Consider the following 15,304-nt stretch of genomic DNA (forward strand, 5'->3'; position numbering starts at 1 on the left):
CGAGAGAGGGGCTGGGTGATGGGGCGGATCAGAGCGGTAACAGCCGTGCTGGCCACAGCGGGGATCGTGCTGCTGTCCGGCTGTGGAGCCAGCGGCAACGACAACGCGAGCGGGACCAGCGAGGCGGCGCCCGCAGAAAAGCAGGCAGCGGACGGCAACGCGAGCAATGCGAAACCGCAGGCGCCCGCGCAGCCACAGGCCGGGAAGTCCCAGGCGAGTGGCACCGACGACCCGACGATCACGCGGGCGATCATCAAGACCGGTTCGCTGACCGTCGAGGGTGACGACGTCTCGGACATGCGCCAGAAGGCCGTCCTCGCGGTCGCCGGCCTGGACGGACAGGTCTCGTCCGAGGACACCGGCAGCGACCCCGACGGCAAGGTCACCCGGGCGAACCTCGTCCTCAAGGTCCCGACCAAGTCGTTCGAGACCGCGATCCAGCGGCTCTCCGACCTGGGCAAACGCCTGCAGATCCACCAGGAGTCGACCGACGTCACCGAGCAGGTCGTCGATGTCGCCAGCCGGATCGAGTCCCAGCGCGCCAGCCTCGAGCGGATGCGCGCGCTGATGACCAAGGCGAACACGATCGCCGAGATCGTCTCGGTCGAGAGTGAACTCACCCGCCGCGAGTCCGACCTGGAAGCGCTCCTGGCCAAGCAGAAGAACCTCTCGCTGCAGACCGATCTCGCGACGCTCACGCTGACGCTGACCGAGAAGGGCAAGCCGCCGGTCGAGACCGAACCCACACAGGACAAGGGTTTCCTGGCCGGCCTGAAGGGCGGCTGGAACGCGTTCACCGCGGTGTTCTCGGCGCTGGCGACCGCGGTCGGCGCGATGCTGCCGTTCCTCGTGCTGCTCGCGATCATCGCCGTACCGCTGTGGCGCTTCCGGCATCGACTGCGCAAGCAGCCGACCGCGGGTCAGTGAAGCAGTGCGCCGGCCAACGCCCGGTAGGCCTTCGCGCCGGGCGAGGCCGGCGCCGTGCTGAGTACGGTCTCGCCGATCGCCGGCGCCTCCGCGAACCGGATCGACTTCGGGATCGCCGGCTGCAGCACGTCGAGCGAGTACGTGTCCGCGATCGTCTCCAGTACGGCGCGGGCATGGGTCGTGCGTCCGTCGTACAGCGTCGGAAGTACGCCGAGCACGCGCAGGCTCGGGTTGGTCAGCTGCTGCACGTCGTGCACGGTGTCCAGTAGTTGCCCTACGCCACGATGTGCCAAGGTCTCGCACTGCAAGGGAATCAGTACGTCGGACGCCGCCGACAGCCCGTTCACGGTGAGCAGGCCGAGCGTCGGCGGGCAGTCCACGATGATCCAGTCGTACGACGAACGCAGCGGCCGCAGCGCCGTCCGCAGTACCTGCTCGGAGTTGCCCTCGCGGGCCAGCTGCACCTCGGCGTTGGCCAGCTCGATCGTGGCCGGCACCAGGTCCGGCGCATCGTCGAACTCGATCAGCACGTCACGCGCCTTCACGCCGCCGAGCAGCACGTGGTGGATCGACTTGTCGAGGTCCTCGGGGTCGATGCCGACCGAGAACGTCAGGCACGCCTGCGGGTCCAGGTCGACGAGCAGCACCCGTTGGCCGAGCTCGCCCAGGGCTGCGCCGAGGGTGGCGACGGTGGTCGTCTTGGCCACGCCGCCCTTCTGATTGGCAACCGCGAGAGTGCGAGGCACCCGGCCATTGTGCCGCACCGCGGAACGGCCTCCTACAGGGGCGGACCAACGCAGCGGTTACCCTCTTGACTTGTGAGTACGCCGCGTACGCTGACGCTGCCCGACGGGGTGCACCCCGAGACCCTCGAGACCGATCGTGGCTCGTTCGCCACGCTCACCGCCGTACCGCAGATCGGTACGCCGCTCGGCACTGTCCTGCTCGTGCCGGGGTGGACCGGGAGCAAAGAGGACTTCACTCCGCTGATCGACCACCTGTGCCGGTACGGGTGGCGGACTGTGGCGGTCGACCAGCGCGGTCAGTACGAAACGGCCGGGCCGGCGGACAAGTCGGCGTACTCGCTGGCTGAGCTCGGCGCAGACGTGGTGGCGATGAGCAAGGCACTCGGCGGGTTCAGCCAGCTGGTCGGGCACTCGTTCGGTGGACTGGTCGCGCGAGAGGCCGTGCTGACCGACCCGTCGGTGTTCTCCACCATCACATTGATGTGCTCGGGGCCGGGCGCGTTCACGGACCAACAGACGCTGCAGAGCCTGCAGATGCTCGCGTTCGGGCTGGAGAACCTGCCGATCGAGCAGGTGTACGACCTGAAGCTCGGCCACGACCGCGAGAACCCGAGGTACGTCGCTCCGCCGGAAGATGTCGCTGCCTTCCTGCGGACACGCTTCACCAGCAATGTGCCGATCAGCCTCGCCGAGATCACCCGCCGGTTGACGGATGCCGAGGTCAAGACGGACCAGCTCGCCAAGTCCGGCGTACGCACACAGGTACTGCACGGCGAGACGGACGACGGCTGGCCGATCCCGGTGCAGCAGGCGATGGCGGTGGCGCTCGGAGTCAAGGCCGAGGTCGTCCCCGACGCCGGTCACTCACCGGCCATCGACCAGCCGGCCGCGACCGCCCGCCTGCTGGTCGATTTCTTCCACGACTACCCGAGCCTGACCACGCAGGTCTAGTTCACCGGTCGAACGTCGGGGTGAACGTCCAGCAGGTCCAGGCCGACCGGGGCGAGAGCGGCCTTCACCTGCTCGGTGTAGACGAGCAGCGAGATCGGTGCGCGGCTGCCGGCCGGACCGGCGCCGCCGTACCCGTACGCACCGAGGTCCCGCTTGGGGAGGATCCTGTCCAGCTCGGTCCGGACGCGGTCGCTGTCGGCGTTGCTCATCAGGGCCGGGGCCACGCAGAGGTTGCCGCTGTAGACCTTCTCGAACGCCGCCCGGAGCGTCGCGACATCGCCGTGCGCCACGCCGAGCAACATCACGACCGGGGCGCCGCGTGAGCTGCCGTTCGGGTAGTTGTTGGTCGGGCCGTACACCTGGCCGGCATTCGCGGCGAGGAACGACTGCACCGCGGGCGCGGCGATGTTGCTCGGCTTCGAGGGCCAGCCACCGGCCGGCGCCGCACACGGAAGCTTCGGAAAAGGGGTCGGCACAGGCGCGATCGGAGCCGACTGCTGCTGTACGTCGATCGCGCCGTCGCGCCACACGCCGCTGACCGTCGCGCTACCGGTACGGACGCCCTTGATCGTCCTCATGCCACTGATCCGGTCGAGGTCAAGGCCGTTGAGCTTGACCGCGAACTCGTCGGGACAGCTCGGCGCCGGCTCCTTGCCAGGCGGGTAGCCGATGGCCGTGGACGCGAGCGGCGCACAGAAGACCGGGGTCTTGCCCGGGACCGCGATGATCCCGCCGCTCACCTGGACCTTGTCGCCGGGCTTGACCAGCAGCTCGTCGTTCGGTTCTTGGTTGCCTTGGGCAAAGGACTGCGGCGGGCTCTGCGGCCGGTCGTGCTGGTTCGGGAGTACGGCGATGATGCCCGCGGCAACGACTGCCACACTCGCGGCCGCGAGCGCCGGCACCCAGCGACGGGGCTTGCGGCCGCCGCTCAGCATGTACTCGAGATCGGGCTCGGGCGGTGCCTCCTGATCGGCCCGCCACCGAGCGCCCGCCCGCGTCAGCAGGTCGTCGATCTCGTCGGTCGGCTTCATTCTGTGACCTCCAGCAAGGTGCGGAGCCGGGAGCGGGCGTCCGAGAGGGTCGACTTGACGGTGCCTTCGGAGCAACCCATCACGGCTGCCGTGTCGGCGACCGACAGGTCGGCGAAGTAGTAACAGTCGACCGCCAGTCGCTGCCGGTCCGACAGCGACGTGATCGCTTGGTCGACATCCATCCGCGCGTCGAGATCCGGACGGGACACCGGCGCGGCGTCGGGCGCGTCGATCAGCGACAGGTTCGGACGCATCCGGCGTACCGTTTTGCGGGCTTGGTCGGCGGTGATCGCGAGCAGCCAGGCCGACGGGGTGCCGCGGCTCGCGTCGTACTGCGAACGCTTGGACCACGCCCGCGCGAGCGCCTCCTGCACGATGTCGTCCCGATCCGCGCCGACCGCCAGCCGCGCCGCCAGCCGAGCCATCGCAACCAGATGCGGCCGCACCCACTGAGCGAACCCCGGCCCGTCCCCCGGCGGCGCCGTCACACCGCCCACCGGCTCACCCGTCATCGTCGGCATACCTTCTCTACCCCCGAATCACCCGCCCGGTTGGGTCCCTACCCGCATTTCAACGACCCCACCACCCCAAGGTCACCGCCCCCACCCCTTCCGTAACCCACCCGAGTTATCCACAAATCCCAAATCCCACCCCACAGCCCCCACCCCATTCCCTACGGTCAAAGAAAGAAGCCAACAGATCAAGGGGGGACCAGATGACATCCGCGCCGGATCATCCGGCCGACCTCGCCGAGATCGCACGACGCTACGGCATGCAGGCGGCCAGCAAGAGCCGCGAACTGCTCCGGCGAACGGCTGAGATCGAACCGCGGGTCACCGCCCAGTTCCTCGCCTCGATTCCCGCCGGCAGCTCGCCGTACCAGCTCAGTCGCCGGGTGAAATCCCCCGAGTCGCTGGCTCGCAAGCTCCGAACCTGGTCCGATGCGAACAACCGGAGTCCGGTCGAGGACCTGCTCCGGTACACCGTGCTGACCGAATCACCTGACGAGCTCGTCGCGTCGACTCGCAGTACGACCGAGGCGCTGACAGATCAGGGGTGGCGGGTTCTGTACGCGATGCATTCCTATACGGACGGCTCGCGGTACAAAGGCGTCCACGCCCACTTCCGCACGCCGGACATCGATCGGCTCGAGATCCAATGGCACTCGGTCAGGTCTGCCGAGGTCAAGGAGTTCACGACCCGCTGGTACGAAGTCGAACGCAGTCTCACCACCTCGGACGACGAGCGGACCGCTGCACGTCAGAAGTGCGTGGAAGCATCCGCTCAACTCCGCACTCCACCCGGGATAGATGCCCTCACAGAGCTGGGCGGCAGGCGCGTCAAGGTCAACAACTACAGTGACTCCAGACAGATGGTGACCAACCGACGACCCGCCGCGACCGGACCGGGAAGACGACCGATGACAGATCGGGACCGAGGCGAAGGGATCGCGCGATGAAGCTCTACCTGGTGAAAGAGGACGACCGGCTGGTGTGGGTGGCGGCGTTGGCGCATGAGCACATGTATTCGTACGTCGCGAACACCGGGAAGTTCCATGACAACAATGCCCTGCGCAACGACTACTACATGGAGCGCTGGTTCACCTACGAGCCGATCGGACCGGCCGACGCGCGCCGGTTGATCAACCAGGGCGTCGGCACCCTAGACGAGGAAACCCAATCCGACTCCCTCGCCGCCTGGCGCACCGACCCGAAACCCCTCGACCCAGCCGACGTACTCTCCATCGCCGCCGGGTACACCGAGTAGAGGACCCACGATGACGCGGTTGTTCTTGGTCAAGGACGGGGAGACGGAGCTGTGGGTGGCGGCTTTGGTGGATGAGGATGTGTGGACGTACGTCGGGAACACCGGCAAGTTCCACTACAACGAGGGTGCTCGGCACGACTACTACTTTCTGAACGAGCTGCAGTACGTCGATATCGGGATCGCCGAGGCCAAGCGGCTGATCGGGGCCGGAGTGGGGACGGTCGACGAAGGCGAGCTGCCGGGTGCGGTGAGCCGCTGGCGGGATAACCCCGACGGGATGGATCCCGAGATCGTGTTCGCCTCGATGGCTGCCGACCTGGCCTAACGCTGTGGGGTTGTTGGGGCGTAGAGCTGGGTGATGACGGATTCGATGGTGGGTTCGGCTACGGAGAGGTCTACGAGGGGGTAGTTCGCGGCGATCTGGGCTAGGAGGGGGGCGGCGCTGGTGGTGGGTGGGAAAGCTAGGTGCTGGCGGGGGCCGTCGACCTTGGTGACGGTGGCGCCTTCGATCTCGATGGGTGGGAGGGAGGTGGCTAGGTCGACGACCAAGGTGCGGGGGGCGGACTGGCTGGATTTCAAGCCGTCGAGGGTGCCGTCGAAGATCTGGTGGCCGTGGTCGATGACCATGACTCTGGTGCAGAGGGCTTCGATGTCGTCGAGGTCGTGGGTGGTGAGGATGATCGTCGTACGGCGGGCCGCATTGATCTCGGCGAGGAACTCGCGGAGCCGGGCCTTGCTGATGACGTCCAGGCCGATGGTGGGCTCGTCGAGGTAGACGATCTCGGGATCGTGCAGCAGCGCGGCCGCGATGTCGCCGCGCATCCGTTGTCCCAACGACAGTTGACGAACGGGTACGTCGAGCAGATCGCCCAGGTCCAGCAGTTCCACGAAGGTCGCCAGGTTCTCCCGGTGACGCGCGAGAGGTACGCCGTACATCTTCTGCAGCACCGCGAACGAATCCTTCAACGGCAGGTCCCACCACAGCGTCGTACGCTGCCCGAACACCACGCCGATCCGCTTCGCCAGCTTCAACCGGTGCCGCGACGGATCCACCCCGGCGACCCGGATCGACCCGCCGGACGGCACCAGGATCCCGGTCAGCATCTTGATCGTGGTGGACTTCCCGGCGCCGTTCGGCCCGATGTAGCCCATCACCTCGCCCGGCTCGACGGTGAACGACATCCCGTCGACCGCCCGCACCTCCCGTCGGGTACGGCGCAACCCGGATCGCGACGTGACGGTGAACGCCCGCGACACGTCCTCCAACTCGATAACAGGCATGATTTTCAGCTCCCTGTACTGCGATAGCGACGAAGACCGCCCCGCCAGGCCAGCGCCGCGAGCGCGACCATGACGACCGCGACCAGCGGCGACAGCAATCCGATCCAGGACGGAAACCCCAGCGGGGCCGGCTTACCCAGCAGGTACAGCACCGGGTAATAGTTGACAAAGGCAAGCGGTACGACGAACGTCACGGCCCGCACGATCTCTTTCCCGAAGACCGCCAACGGGTACTGCGTCAACGTCTGGCCGCCGTAGGTGAACGAGTTGGCCAGCTCCGCCGAATCCACCGACACGAACTGGAACGCGGCGCCGAGCACGAAGATCGCACCGAAGATCACTGACCCGGCGATCATCGACACCATCAACATGATGCCGCGGGCAACTGTCCAGTCGACGTCCAGCCGGTTGAACGCGAACACCATCACGACCAGCGCCTGCAACGGCCGCCCGAGCCGCCGCAGCGCGAACCCGTCGGCCGCGGCCTGCAGGAAGGCGGGCACCGGCCGGATCAGGTACGCGTCGAACGTCCCGGTCCGGATCCGCTCCCCGACCCGCTCGATCGACCCGGTGAACAGGTCCGCGATCCCGAGCGTCATCGAGGCCGTTGCGTAGAGCAACGCCATCTCCGCCAGCGAGAACCCGCCGAACGACGAGATATGGCTGAACATCAGCACGATCGCGACGAAGTCCATCACGGTCAGCACCATCGAGCTGAACAGCATCAGGAAGAACGACGCCGGGTACGCCATCGAGGACCGCACCCACATCATGATCAGCATCCAGTACTGCGAGGGTGCCTGGAGCACACGCTCAACCACCCTGGATCACCACCTTCCGGGTCGCCACCGACGTCACCAGCAGCGCGGCGAGATACAGCACCGCGATCCAGCCCAGCTGGAACAGCAACGCCGAACCGGCCCCGCCGGGGTGCCGGCCGAGCCAGATGTCGATCGGCACCTGCATGGTCGCGGCCCACGGCGTAGCCCGGGCGACCTCCCCGATCCAGCCCGGGAACACCACGAGCGGCAGCACCATCCCAGAGAAGAAGGTCGCCAGCACCAGTGCCAACTGCTCCATACCCCGCGTATCGGTGATCCAGAACCCGGACAGCGCGACCAGGTAACGGATCGCGAAGCTGATCAGGATCGCCAGGAACACACCGGCCGCGACCGCGAGCCACTCCACCGGCGTCGACGGGAACTTGAGATCGAACACCAGCGCTCCGACGAGCAACGGCGCCCCGCCACGCGCCAGCAGTTGGAACAGCGCCCGCCCGAGGTCGACCGACAGCCACCAGACCAGCAGGTGCGTCGGCCGGTACAGATCGACCGCAATTTCACCGCTGCGGACCCGTTCCCCCAGTTCACTCGTCGTCGTGGCGCCCCAGATCCCGACCGACATCAGCAAACCCTGCTGCAGCCACACGAACGTCAGCGCGTCCGAGACGTCGTACCCACCGAGGCCGGGCCGCTCGTGCCACAGCGTCAGGTAGATGCCGCACAGGATGAATCCAAAGACCGAGTTCGTGAACGCGCCGGACACGGTGGCGATCCGGTACGTCGAGAATCGCCGGAAGGAACGCACTGCGATCGCCCAATACACGCCCACTGCAGACCTCCTCTCACACTCCTGGTGGTGTCCGAGAGCACAGCGGCACGCGAAACCGCCCCGGATTCGTGAGGACCCGGGGGTACGGACACCACTGTGAAGGCATGGTTGAACCATGCCGGTTTGTCAAGGCAGAGGAGGGACGCTACGCCGCTGGCCGCCGAAGCGTCAACACAAATAACCGGTCCGGGTGCGAGACCCCTCAGACTCGCACCCGGACCGGTGGCCGCAGGTCAGACCGTGTCGGTCTTGAGCAGATGAGCCAGATGGGTGGCGAACGGACCCGGGTGGCTCGAGTACCCGCCGTGCCCGCCGGGGAACAGCACCACGGGCCAGCCGAGGTGGTTTGCGATGACCTCGATCGGCCGCCCCGGCAAGTGTGGGTGCGAGTCGAGACCGGCCGCCGGGACGATCCGGTCCGCGACCCGCTTCAGCGCGTCAAGGTCGGGCTCGTAGCGGGTGAACGGCAACAGCTTGTGCTCGTAGAAGTTGGCCGCGTTCGCCTGCATCCGCTCCGCGAGCTCGCGGTACTCCGGCAGCAGGTCCTCCAGCGGCGGCATCGCGTCGCCGTCCATCCCGGTGCCCATCATGAACACCACGTCGGCCGCGGTCAGCCCGTCCGTGCGGTAGGTCTCGTACACCTCGCCGAAGAACGCCCTGGCGTCGTCCGCATCCGGCAGGACCTCGGTGCACGGCGGCTCGTGCGCGACGAGCATGCGAACCCGGTCCGGGAACCGCGTGATCAGCTCGAGGCCGGTGATCGCACCCGAGCTGGTACCGAACACGTACGCCGGTTCGCCAGAAGGACCGCCGACCGCGTCGATCAGAGCGAGCGCGTCCTCGGCCGACTGCTTGACGCGCTCGTCCGTCGCGTCGCCGTCGTACCGGCTGCGGGAGTTACCCCGCGGGTCGTACGTGACGACCGTGTACTCCGCCGCGAGCTGACCGACCATCCCGGAGAACACTCCGGCGTCGGTTCCGCCGCCGGCGATCAGCAGCAGCACCGGCCCCGAGCCGGTGACCTCATAATGCAGCGTTGCCCCAGGCACCGCGAGCTTGTTCACAGTCTTCGCACCCATCACGCGAACCCCTTTCATCCACCCTCAGGGTTCACCGCACCGCTGGCACCGAGCGCACACGGCGCTGGCACGAGACGGACGTGTGTCACTGATCAAGCCGCGTATCGGGCGGTCGCCGACGCGCTGCTGAGCGTACGTCGCCTGGAGGGCGCCCACTTGGTCAGTGCGGCAGGTCCGCAGACTCAGCCAGCCTCGGCGACGGGGACCTGGTTACCCTCGTCGAGCCCGGCCCAAGGGTCGCGCGGTGGGGATTCGCGGCGGCCTTGGGGGCAGATCTTGGCGAAGTCGCACCAGCCGCAGAGCGGGGACGGCTCGGGTGGGAAGGCTTCGTCGGCCTCGGCGGGGGTCAGGCCCTCGCGCCAGCGGGCCTCGGCGGCTGCGGCGTCGTCGGCCATCGACTCGGCGCGGCGCTGGTGGCGGCCGAGGGACGCCTCGTCGTGGTCTGCCGCGGCGACGGTGTTGGTCGGGAGGTGGTGGAGCTCGACGCGCGTGCACGGTTTGTGCAGGACACGACGGGAGCCGAGGACGTAGAGAGCCATCGCCAACGACGACCGCGCATCGTCAGCCGTCAGCGGTCGCCGGCCGGTCTTGTAGTCGACGATCGCCAGCTCGGTCCCGCCGCTGCCGTCGCGGGCCGGGCGCTCGTCGATCCGGTCGACCCGTCCGCGCAGCGACGCCCGTTCGGTGGTGAAGGCAACGGTGCGCTCGACGCCGCGCGGCTCGTAGTACGGGTCTGTGTCCCGCAAGTAGCCGAGTACCATCTCGGTCGAGCGATCGCGCCAGTCCAGCGACTGCTGCTCGTCGCGAAACCCCTCGCTCCGCCAGCTCGATCGCATCTTCGCCACGACCTCGTCCGGCGTACGACGGGCTGCGGGCCAGCGCCCGAAGAAGTCGGCGAGCACTTCGTGGACGATCGCACCGACGGTGTTGTGCGCCCAGGGCGGACCCTTCGGCGGGCGCGGCGTCTCGAGGTAGGTGTACCGGTACTTACGCTTGCAGTCCGCGAACGTCAGCAACTTGGTCGGCGTCGCGACGAACAGCCGCGTCGGCATCCCGGGAAGTATGTCGTTCACGTCAGCCCGCCTTGATGAAGTCGGTGACGGCGTCGGCCACGAGCTGGACGGCGATCGCGCTCAGCAGCAGACCGGCGATCCGGGTGACGAGCAGTACGCCGTTCTCGCCGAGGATCCGCATGATGATGCCGGAGAACCGCAGCGTCAACCACATCACGATGTGGATCGCGATGATGCCGACGGAGATCGCGACCACGTCGGGCAGCGATCCGTTCGCACGCTGCACGAACACCATCGTCGCGACGATCGCGCCCGGTCCGGCGAGCAACGGCGTACCGAGCGGGACGAAGGCGATGTTCACGTTCTTGGTCTGGACCGGGTCCTCGGCGGTATCGGTCAGCAACTGCAGCGCGATCAGCAGGAGCAGCAGACCGCCGGCACACTGCAACGCGGGCAGCGTGATGCCGAGGTGCTGCAGGATCTGCTGGCCGAACGCCGCGAACACGACGATCACGCCGAACGCGACCAGCACCGCCTGCCACGCCGCCTTCTTCCGCGCCGCGCGGGACTGACCCGCGGTCAGCGAGATGAAGACCGGCACGGTGCCCGGCGGGTCCATGATCACGAACAGCGTGACGAAGACCGAGCTGAACAGCCCCGCGTTGATGACGCTGTTCACGGAAGGTAGGCCTCGGGAACCTGTGCGCCGGAGGCGGCCGCGTTGTTCTTCGCCGTCTCGAGCAGCCGCTCCAGCTGCTCCGGCTCGGTGCTGTTGACGCCCAGATCGTGGTCGATCTTCCCGGCGCCGTGGTGATCGCTGGAGCCGGTGTAGAAGATGCCGAGGTTGTTGGCGATCGCGCGCAACGCCGTACGGGATTCGGGTGAGTGGTCCTGGTGGTCGACCTCGATACCGGCCAGGCCATGGTCCTTGACCAGGTGGGCCAGGTTCTCCTCGGTCATCACCTTGTAGCTGGACCGGCCCCACGGATGCGCGATCACGGGTACGCCGCCGGCCTCGCGGACCAGATCGATCGCGTGACCGGGCTCGAGGGCGTAGTGCGCGACATGCCCGGCGCGGCCGTCGGCCAGATACCGGTCGAACGCCTCGGTGCGGTTCGCGACCGTGCCGTTGGCGACCAGCGCGTCGGCGACATGCGGGCGGCCGACCGACGGCGTACCGGTCGCCTGGGCCAGCACTTCCTCGACAGTCAGCGGTACGCCGATGCTGTTCAAGCGGGCCACGATCGTCGGGATCCGGTCGGTGCGGCCGTCGCGGATCACCTGCAGATCCTTCGCCAACGGCGGGTACGACGGGTCCGGCAGGTACGAGAGCAGGTGGACGCTGATCCCGTTGAGCTTGCACGAGATCTCGAGCCCCGGCACGAACCCGATCCCCAGCTCCTCCGCGGCCTGCCGGGCCTCGACCCAGCCGTCGGCCGTGTCGTGGTCGGTGAGCGCGATCACATCGAGCCCCGCCTGCTGCGCGTGCGTCATCAGAACGGGCACCGGATCGGTGCCGTCCGAGCGGTTCGAGTGGGTGTGCAGGTCGATGCGCACGAGCGGTACGAGTCCCTTCGCCGGTCAGGTGTCACCGATGATGCTAGCGGCGTTCACCGGTAAGCCCTGGTACTTATGCACAGAACGCCTATCCTTCCGGTGCATGGAGCGCGTCGACTGTGTGGGAGCCCTCGTGTACGACGAGGAGCGCCGGCTGCTCGTGGTGAAGCGGGCGCACGATCCGGGCAAGGGGCTGTGGTCGATTCCGGGCGGCCGGGTCGAACCAGGTGAGGACGACCCCACGGCTGTGGCACGGGAGGTCGCCGAGGAGACCGGTCTGACTGTCGAGGTCGGCGACCTGGTCGGCGAGGTCGAACGGCCCGGTCCACCGGGAAAGCTCTACGTGATCCGCGACTACCAGGCAACGACTGTCGGCGGGACGCTCACCGCGGGTGACGACGCCTCGGACGCTCGCTACGTCACGCGCTCGGAGTTCCTGGCGCTGTCCACGACAGTCCTCCTCGTTTCCACGTTAGAACAGTGGAACGCCATGCCGGGCTGATTCAGCAGGCGCTGAGCGGTACGTCGCCGCTGGCGAACGCTTTCGGCGTGACGCCCATCAACGAGCGGAAGTCCGCGATCAGGTGCGATTGGTCGGTGTACCCGGCGTACGCCGCCGTGTCGGCCCAGGACTCACGCGGCTGGCCGATCACGTTCCGCACGCGCGTGATGCGAGCGAAGTGTTTGGGTGACACGCCGACGGCCTGACGGAATACACGCCGCAGATAGCGGTCACTCACCCCGAGCGCGGCCGCTGTCTCGTCCACCCGCCGTGGCGCCCGCATCCCGCCGGCCCCTGGCGTCAACTCAGCGATGGCATTGCTGACGAACTCCACCCGGCCGGGAAGCCGATGCGGCAACTGACCGACCAGGAAACCGCCGAGAACCTCGACCGCCTCGGCCGGCCGGTCGCGATAAGCGACCAGGCGCTCCGCCAGGTCCGATGGACCGATCACGTCGTCCAGCGGGACGGTCCGGTCGACCAACTCGTCCGCGGCCGTGCCGAGCAGCGCCATCACCCGTCCCAGCCGGATCCGGAGCCGAACGCACACCGGGAGTTCCTTCGTGACGTGGTACGACGCCTTGGTGCGCGGACCCGCGATCAGTACGTCGCTCTCCCCCGCGCCCGTCATCCGCCAGACCACCGTGGTCGCCGGGTCGGGCGGCAGCACGGTGACCGGCATGATCGCGGGCTTCAGGATGACGGTCTCGATCCACGGGTCGTGCACGCTGTCGAGCGTAGCCAGTTGCGCGGGCGGACCGTAGTACCGAAAGTTCCTATCCTGCGGCGGTCCGGGCTGGGCAAGGTGGCCGCATGATCCTGGTTACGGGTGCGACCGGCACCATCGGCAGTGAGCTCCTCCGTCAACTGGTTGCCTCCGGCATCCCGGCCGTCGGGATGACGCGCGGGGAGCGACCTGGTTTCGTCCAAGGGGATTTCGAGGATCCCGATTCGTTGCGGAAGGCAATCGACGGTGTGGACACGGTCTTCCTGCTCAGCGCGCCGGGGCCCCGGGTGCCGGAGCATGATCGGGCGATGGTCGCGGCCGCGGTCGACCGCGAGGTCAGGAAGATCGTCAAGCTGTCGGCTTTCGGGACCACCGACGACGGGACGCCGGGGAACTGGCACGCGGCCGGGGAGCGAGCGGTGCGGGAGAGCGGGTTGGCATGGACGATCCTGCGGCCGGCCGGGTTCGCGTCGAACGTACTGCGCTGGTTGCCGGCGATGCGGGAAGGTCAGCCGATTCCCAACCAGACCGGGGACGGCGAACACGCGTTCGTCGATCCGCGTGACGTCGCGGCTGTTGCGGCGGCGGCGTTGGTGTCGAGCGATCACGACAGGCGGGCCTACACGTTGACCGGTCCGGAGTTGCTGAGCGTGCCGGGCCAGGTCGCGATCATGTCCGACGTACTCGAGCAGCCGTTGCGCGTGGTCGACGTACCGCTCGACAGTTATGCGGAGCAGTTGCGGGCGGCGGGGTTGGACGAGGCCTTCGTTTCGGTTGCCCTGCGGGGCGCCGAGTTGGTTCGCGACGGTGGGGCGCGGACGGTGACGGATGACGTGGAGCGGGTGCTGGGGCGGCCGGCAGCGACGTTCCGTGCGTGGGTGGAAAGCAATCGCGCCGCGTTCGGGTGATCAGCCAGACTGGCTGGATGGACGACGCTGAGCTGGTGCGGGCGATCGAGGAGAACGCGGCCGAGCTGCTGATGGCGATGGGCGCCGCGGGTGGCGGCGAGCAGCGGGACGATGCCGTCGCGCGGTGGACGATCGGTGGGTCGCCGATCGATTATCACAACGCGGTCGTGGCTGCGTCCGACGAACGGGTGGCCGCCGAATCCCTTGATTTGCTGAGGAAACACGGGGTGCCGGGCAGTTGGCATGTCGGTCCGTCGATGCAGATCCCTCATCAAGCGATCCGGGCGGCAGGTTTTGTGGACAGCGGCTCGGAGCCGGGGATGGCTGTGCGGATCGACGAGTTGGTCCCGGCCGAGATGCCCGGACTGTCGCTCACGCGAGTTGGTGATGACGACGCGTTGGCGGTGTGGGAGGCGACGCTCGGCCGCGGATTCGGCGAGGGCGAGCGCGAGGCCCGATGGGTGGCGTCGGTCTACCAGAAGCTCGGGTACGACGATCCCTGGCAGCACTACGTGGGCTGGCTCGACGGCGCACCGGTCGGCACGGCGACGGTGTTCCTCGGAGCAGGCGTGGCCGGGCTGTACTTCGTGATGACGGTCCCCGAGGTACGGCGTCGCGGGATCGGGGCAGCGATCACGTACGGCGCACTCCGCGACGCGAGCGCGGAGTACGCCGTACTGGGATCTTCGCCGGCCGGGCGGTCGGTGTACGAGCGGCTCGGGTTCCGCGAGTACTGCACGATCGAGCTCTACGAATGGACCCCGACCGGCTGAGGGGCCTCGACCGTACGGCGCTCGCGGAGCAGGAGGCAGGCGTCGAAGAGCATCACGACCGCGGTCAGGCCGTGGATCCCGAGCGCGGTGGCGACCGTGCCGCCGTGGCTCAGGACCGTGATCATGTCCACGATCGGGACGAGCGTGGTGATCGCCATCAGCACCCCGGTGGCGCGGCGCTGCTTGAGCGCGAACAGCGCGAGCAGGTTGAGGCCGAGGACGATGTCGCGGATCCCCTTCGCCACGAAGAAGCCGCCGGCGGCGGCCGTGATCCCGTACCCGGCTCCGGCACCGGGCCCGTCGAAGAGGAACCGCACGCCGAAGGTGAGCGGGAAGAGGCCGAGCAGAACGGTCAGGACGGTGGCGAAGCGGCGCATCGGAATTCTCCTTGATCTAGCGTTGCTAATTTTCCTAGCAACGCTAACACTGCC

The 15,304-nt window shown here is 67.9% G+C and carries 20 protein-coding genes; 8 read left to right on the forward strand and 12 right to left on the reverse strand.

Features of this window, described 5'->3' with window-relative positions:
* Positions 1-18: 18 nt before the first annotated feature.
* Entirely contained in the window at positions 19-927 is a 909-nt protein-coding gene (locus tag ACQPYH_RS34900) for a DUF4349 domain-containing protein (protein ID WP_432880281.1), read from the forward strand.
* On the opposite strand, the gene ACQPYH_RS34905 is transcribed toward ACQPYH_RS34900, so the two are convergent.
* Positions 921-1,673 (reverse strand): ParA family protein, encoded by a 753-nt coding sequence (locus ACQPYH_RS34905; RefSeq protein WP_432880283.1) that lies wholly within the window; start codon positions 1,671-1,673, stop codon positions 921-923. The genes ACQPYH_RS34900 and ACQPYH_RS34905 overlap by 7 nt on opposite strands.
* A 72-nt stretch (positions 1,674-1,745) precedes the next feature.
* On the opposite strand from ACQPYH_RS34905, the gene ACQPYH_RS34910 reads away from it, so the two are divergent.
* Positions 1,746-2,624: an alpha/beta fold hydrolase gene (locus ACQPYH_RS34910; RefSeq protein WP_432880285.1), complete on the forward strand. Its 879-nt coding sequence runs from the start codon at positions 1,746-1,748 to the stop codon at positions 2,622-2,624.
* Here the strand turns inward: ACQPYH_RS34910 and ACQPYH_RS34915 are convergent.
* Positions 2,621-3,655 (reverse strand): hypothetical protein, encoded by a 1,035-nt coding sequence (locus ACQPYH_RS34915; protein WP_432880288.1) that lies wholly within the window; start codon positions 3,653-3,655, stop codon positions 2,621-2,623. The genes ACQPYH_RS34910 and ACQPYH_RS34915 overlap by 4 nt on opposite strands.
* Positions 3,652-4,176: an RNA polymerase sigma factor gene (locus tag ACQPYH_RS34920; RefSeq protein ID WP_432880290.1), complete on the reverse strand. Its 525-nt coding sequence runs from the start codon at positions 4,174-4,176 to the stop codon at positions 3,652-3,654. The genes ACQPYH_RS34915 and ACQPYH_RS34920 overlap by 4 nt, the downstream gene beginning before the upstream one ends.
* Before the next feature lie 194 nt (positions 4,177-4,370).
* Between ACQPYH_RS34920 and ACQPYH_RS34925 the strand changes: the two genes are divergently transcribed.
* The 3 genes from ACQPYH_RS34925 to ACQPYH_RS34935 are packed head-to-tail and all read left to right on the forward strand — an operon-like array spanning position 4,371 to position 5,747.
* On the forward strand, positions 4,371-5,114 hold the full coding sequence (locus tag ACQPYH_RS34925; protein ID WP_432880293.1) for a hypothetical protein: 744 nt from the start codon (positions 4,371-4,373) through the stop codon (positions 5,112-5,114).
* The gene (locus ACQPYH_RS34930; protein ID WP_432880295.1) at positions 5,111-5,422 is read left to right on the forward strand and encodes a hypothetical protein; all 312 of its coding nucleotides are present in this window, start codon (positions 5,111-5,113) and stop codon (positions 5,420-5,422) included. The genes ACQPYH_RS34925 and ACQPYH_RS34930 overlap by 4 nt, the downstream gene beginning before the upstream one ends.
* Positions 5,423-5,432: 10 nt before the next feature.
* Positions 5,433-5,747: a hypothetical protein gene (locus ACQPYH_RS34935; protein ID WP_432880298.1), complete on the forward strand. Its 315-nt coding sequence runs from the start codon at positions 5,433-5,435 to the stop codon at positions 5,745-5,747.
* On the opposite strand, the gene ACQPYH_RS34940 is transcribed toward ACQPYH_RS34935, so the two are convergent.
* The 7 genes from ACQPYH_RS34940 to ACQPYH_RS34970 all read right to left on the reverse strand — a co-directional run bounded on the left by ACQPYH_RS34940 (position 5,744) and on the right by ACQPYH_RS34970 (position 11,963).
* Positions 5,744-6,703: an ABC transporter ATP-binding protein gene (locus ACQPYH_RS34940; protein WP_432880301.1), complete on the reverse strand. Its 960-nt coding sequence runs from the start codon at positions 6,701-6,703 to the stop codon at positions 5,744-5,746. The two genes, ACQPYH_RS34935 and ACQPYH_RS34940, sit on opposite strands and share 4 nt — an antisense overlap.
* Positions 6,704-6,708: 5 nt before the next feature.
* On the reverse strand, positions 6,709-7,524 hold the full coding sequence (locus tag ACQPYH_RS34945; RefSeq protein WP_432880303.1) for an ABC transporter permease: 816 nt from the start codon (positions 7,522-7,524) through the stop codon (positions 6,709-6,711).
* Positions 7,517-8,314: an ABC transporter permease gene (locus ACQPYH_RS34950; protein ID WP_432880305.1), complete on the reverse strand. Its 798-nt coding sequence runs from the start codon at positions 8,312-8,314 to the stop codon at positions 7,517-7,519. The genes ACQPYH_RS34945 and ACQPYH_RS34950 overlap by 8 nt, the downstream gene beginning before the upstream one ends.
* A 233-nt stretch (positions 8,315-8,547) precedes the next feature.
* Positions 8,548-9,393, reverse strand: coding sequence for an alpha/beta fold hydrolase (locus tag ACQPYH_RS34955; RefSeq protein ID WP_432880307.1), 846 nt, complete (start codon positions 9,391-9,393; stop codon positions 8,548-8,550).
* 182 nt (positions 9,394-9,575) lie between these two features.
* A complete protein-coding gene (locus ACQPYH_RS34960; protein WP_432880309.1) occupies positions 9,576-10,466 on the reverse strand; it encodes a RecB family exonuclease in 891 nt (296 codons plus the stop codon).
* A 1-nt stretch (position 10,467) separates the two neighbouring features.
* Positions 10,468-11,085: a MarC family protein gene (locus ACQPYH_RS34965; protein ID WP_130439963.1), complete on the reverse strand. Its 618-nt coding sequence runs from the start codon at positions 11,083-11,085 to the stop codon at positions 10,468-10,470.
* Complete coding sequence (locus tag ACQPYH_RS34970) at positions 11,082-11,963, reverse strand: PHP domain-containing protein (protein ID WP_432880311.1); 882 nt, start codon at positions 11,961-11,963, stop codon at positions 11,082-11,084. Before ACQPYH_RS34970 ends, ACQPYH_RS34965 begins: the two co-directional genes overlap by 4 nt.
* 103 nt (positions 11,964-12,066) lie before the next feature.
* Here ACQPYH_RS34970 and ACQPYH_RS34975 point away from each other — a divergent pair, with 103 nt between their 5' ends.
* Complete coding sequence (locus ACQPYH_RS34975) at positions 12,067-12,465, forward strand: NUDIX hydrolase (protein WP_432880313.1); 399 nt, start codon at positions 12,067-12,069, stop codon at positions 12,463-12,465.
* Between the two features lies 1 nt (position 12,466).
* Here the strand turns inward: ACQPYH_RS34975 and ACQPYH_RS34980 are convergent, their stop codons facing one another.
* Complete coding sequence (locus ACQPYH_RS34980) at positions 12,467-13,192, reverse strand: helix-turn-helix transcriptional regulator (RefSeq protein ID WP_432880315.1); 726 nt, start codon at positions 13,190-13,192, stop codon at positions 12,467-12,469.
* Positions 13,193-13,278: 86 nt separating this feature from the next.
* Between ACQPYH_RS34980 and ACQPYH_RS34985 the strand changes: the two genes are divergently transcribed.
* Together ACQPYH_RS34985 and ACQPYH_RS34990 are read left to right on the forward strand one after the other, a co-directional pair.
* A complete protein-coding gene (locus ACQPYH_RS34985; RefSeq protein ID WP_432880317.1) occupies positions 13,279-14,100 on the forward strand; it encodes an NAD(P)H-binding protein in 822 nt (273 codons plus the stop codon).
* Between the two features lie 17 nt (positions 14,101-14,117).
* A complete protein-coding gene (locus ACQPYH_RS34990; RefSeq protein ID WP_432880319.1) occupies positions 14,118-14,873 on the forward strand; it encodes a GNAT family N-acetyltransferase in 756 nt (251 codons plus the stop codon).
* On the opposite strand, the gene ACQPYH_RS34995 is transcribed toward ACQPYH_RS34990, so the two are convergent.
* On the reverse strand, positions 14,849-15,250 hold the full coding sequence (locus ACQPYH_RS34995) for a DUF4267 domain-containing protein (protein ID WP_432880321.1): 402 nt from the start codon (positions 15,248-15,250) through the stop codon (positions 14,849-14,851). The two genes, ACQPYH_RS34990 and ACQPYH_RS34995, sit on opposite strands and share 25 nt — an antisense overlap.
* Positions 15,251-15,304: the final 54 nt, after the last annotated feature.

The sequence above is a fragment of the Kribbella sp. CA-245084 genome (assembly GCF_050942355.1).
Lineage (GTDB): Bacteria > Actinomycetota > Actinomycetes > Propionibacteriales > Kribbellaceae > Kribbella.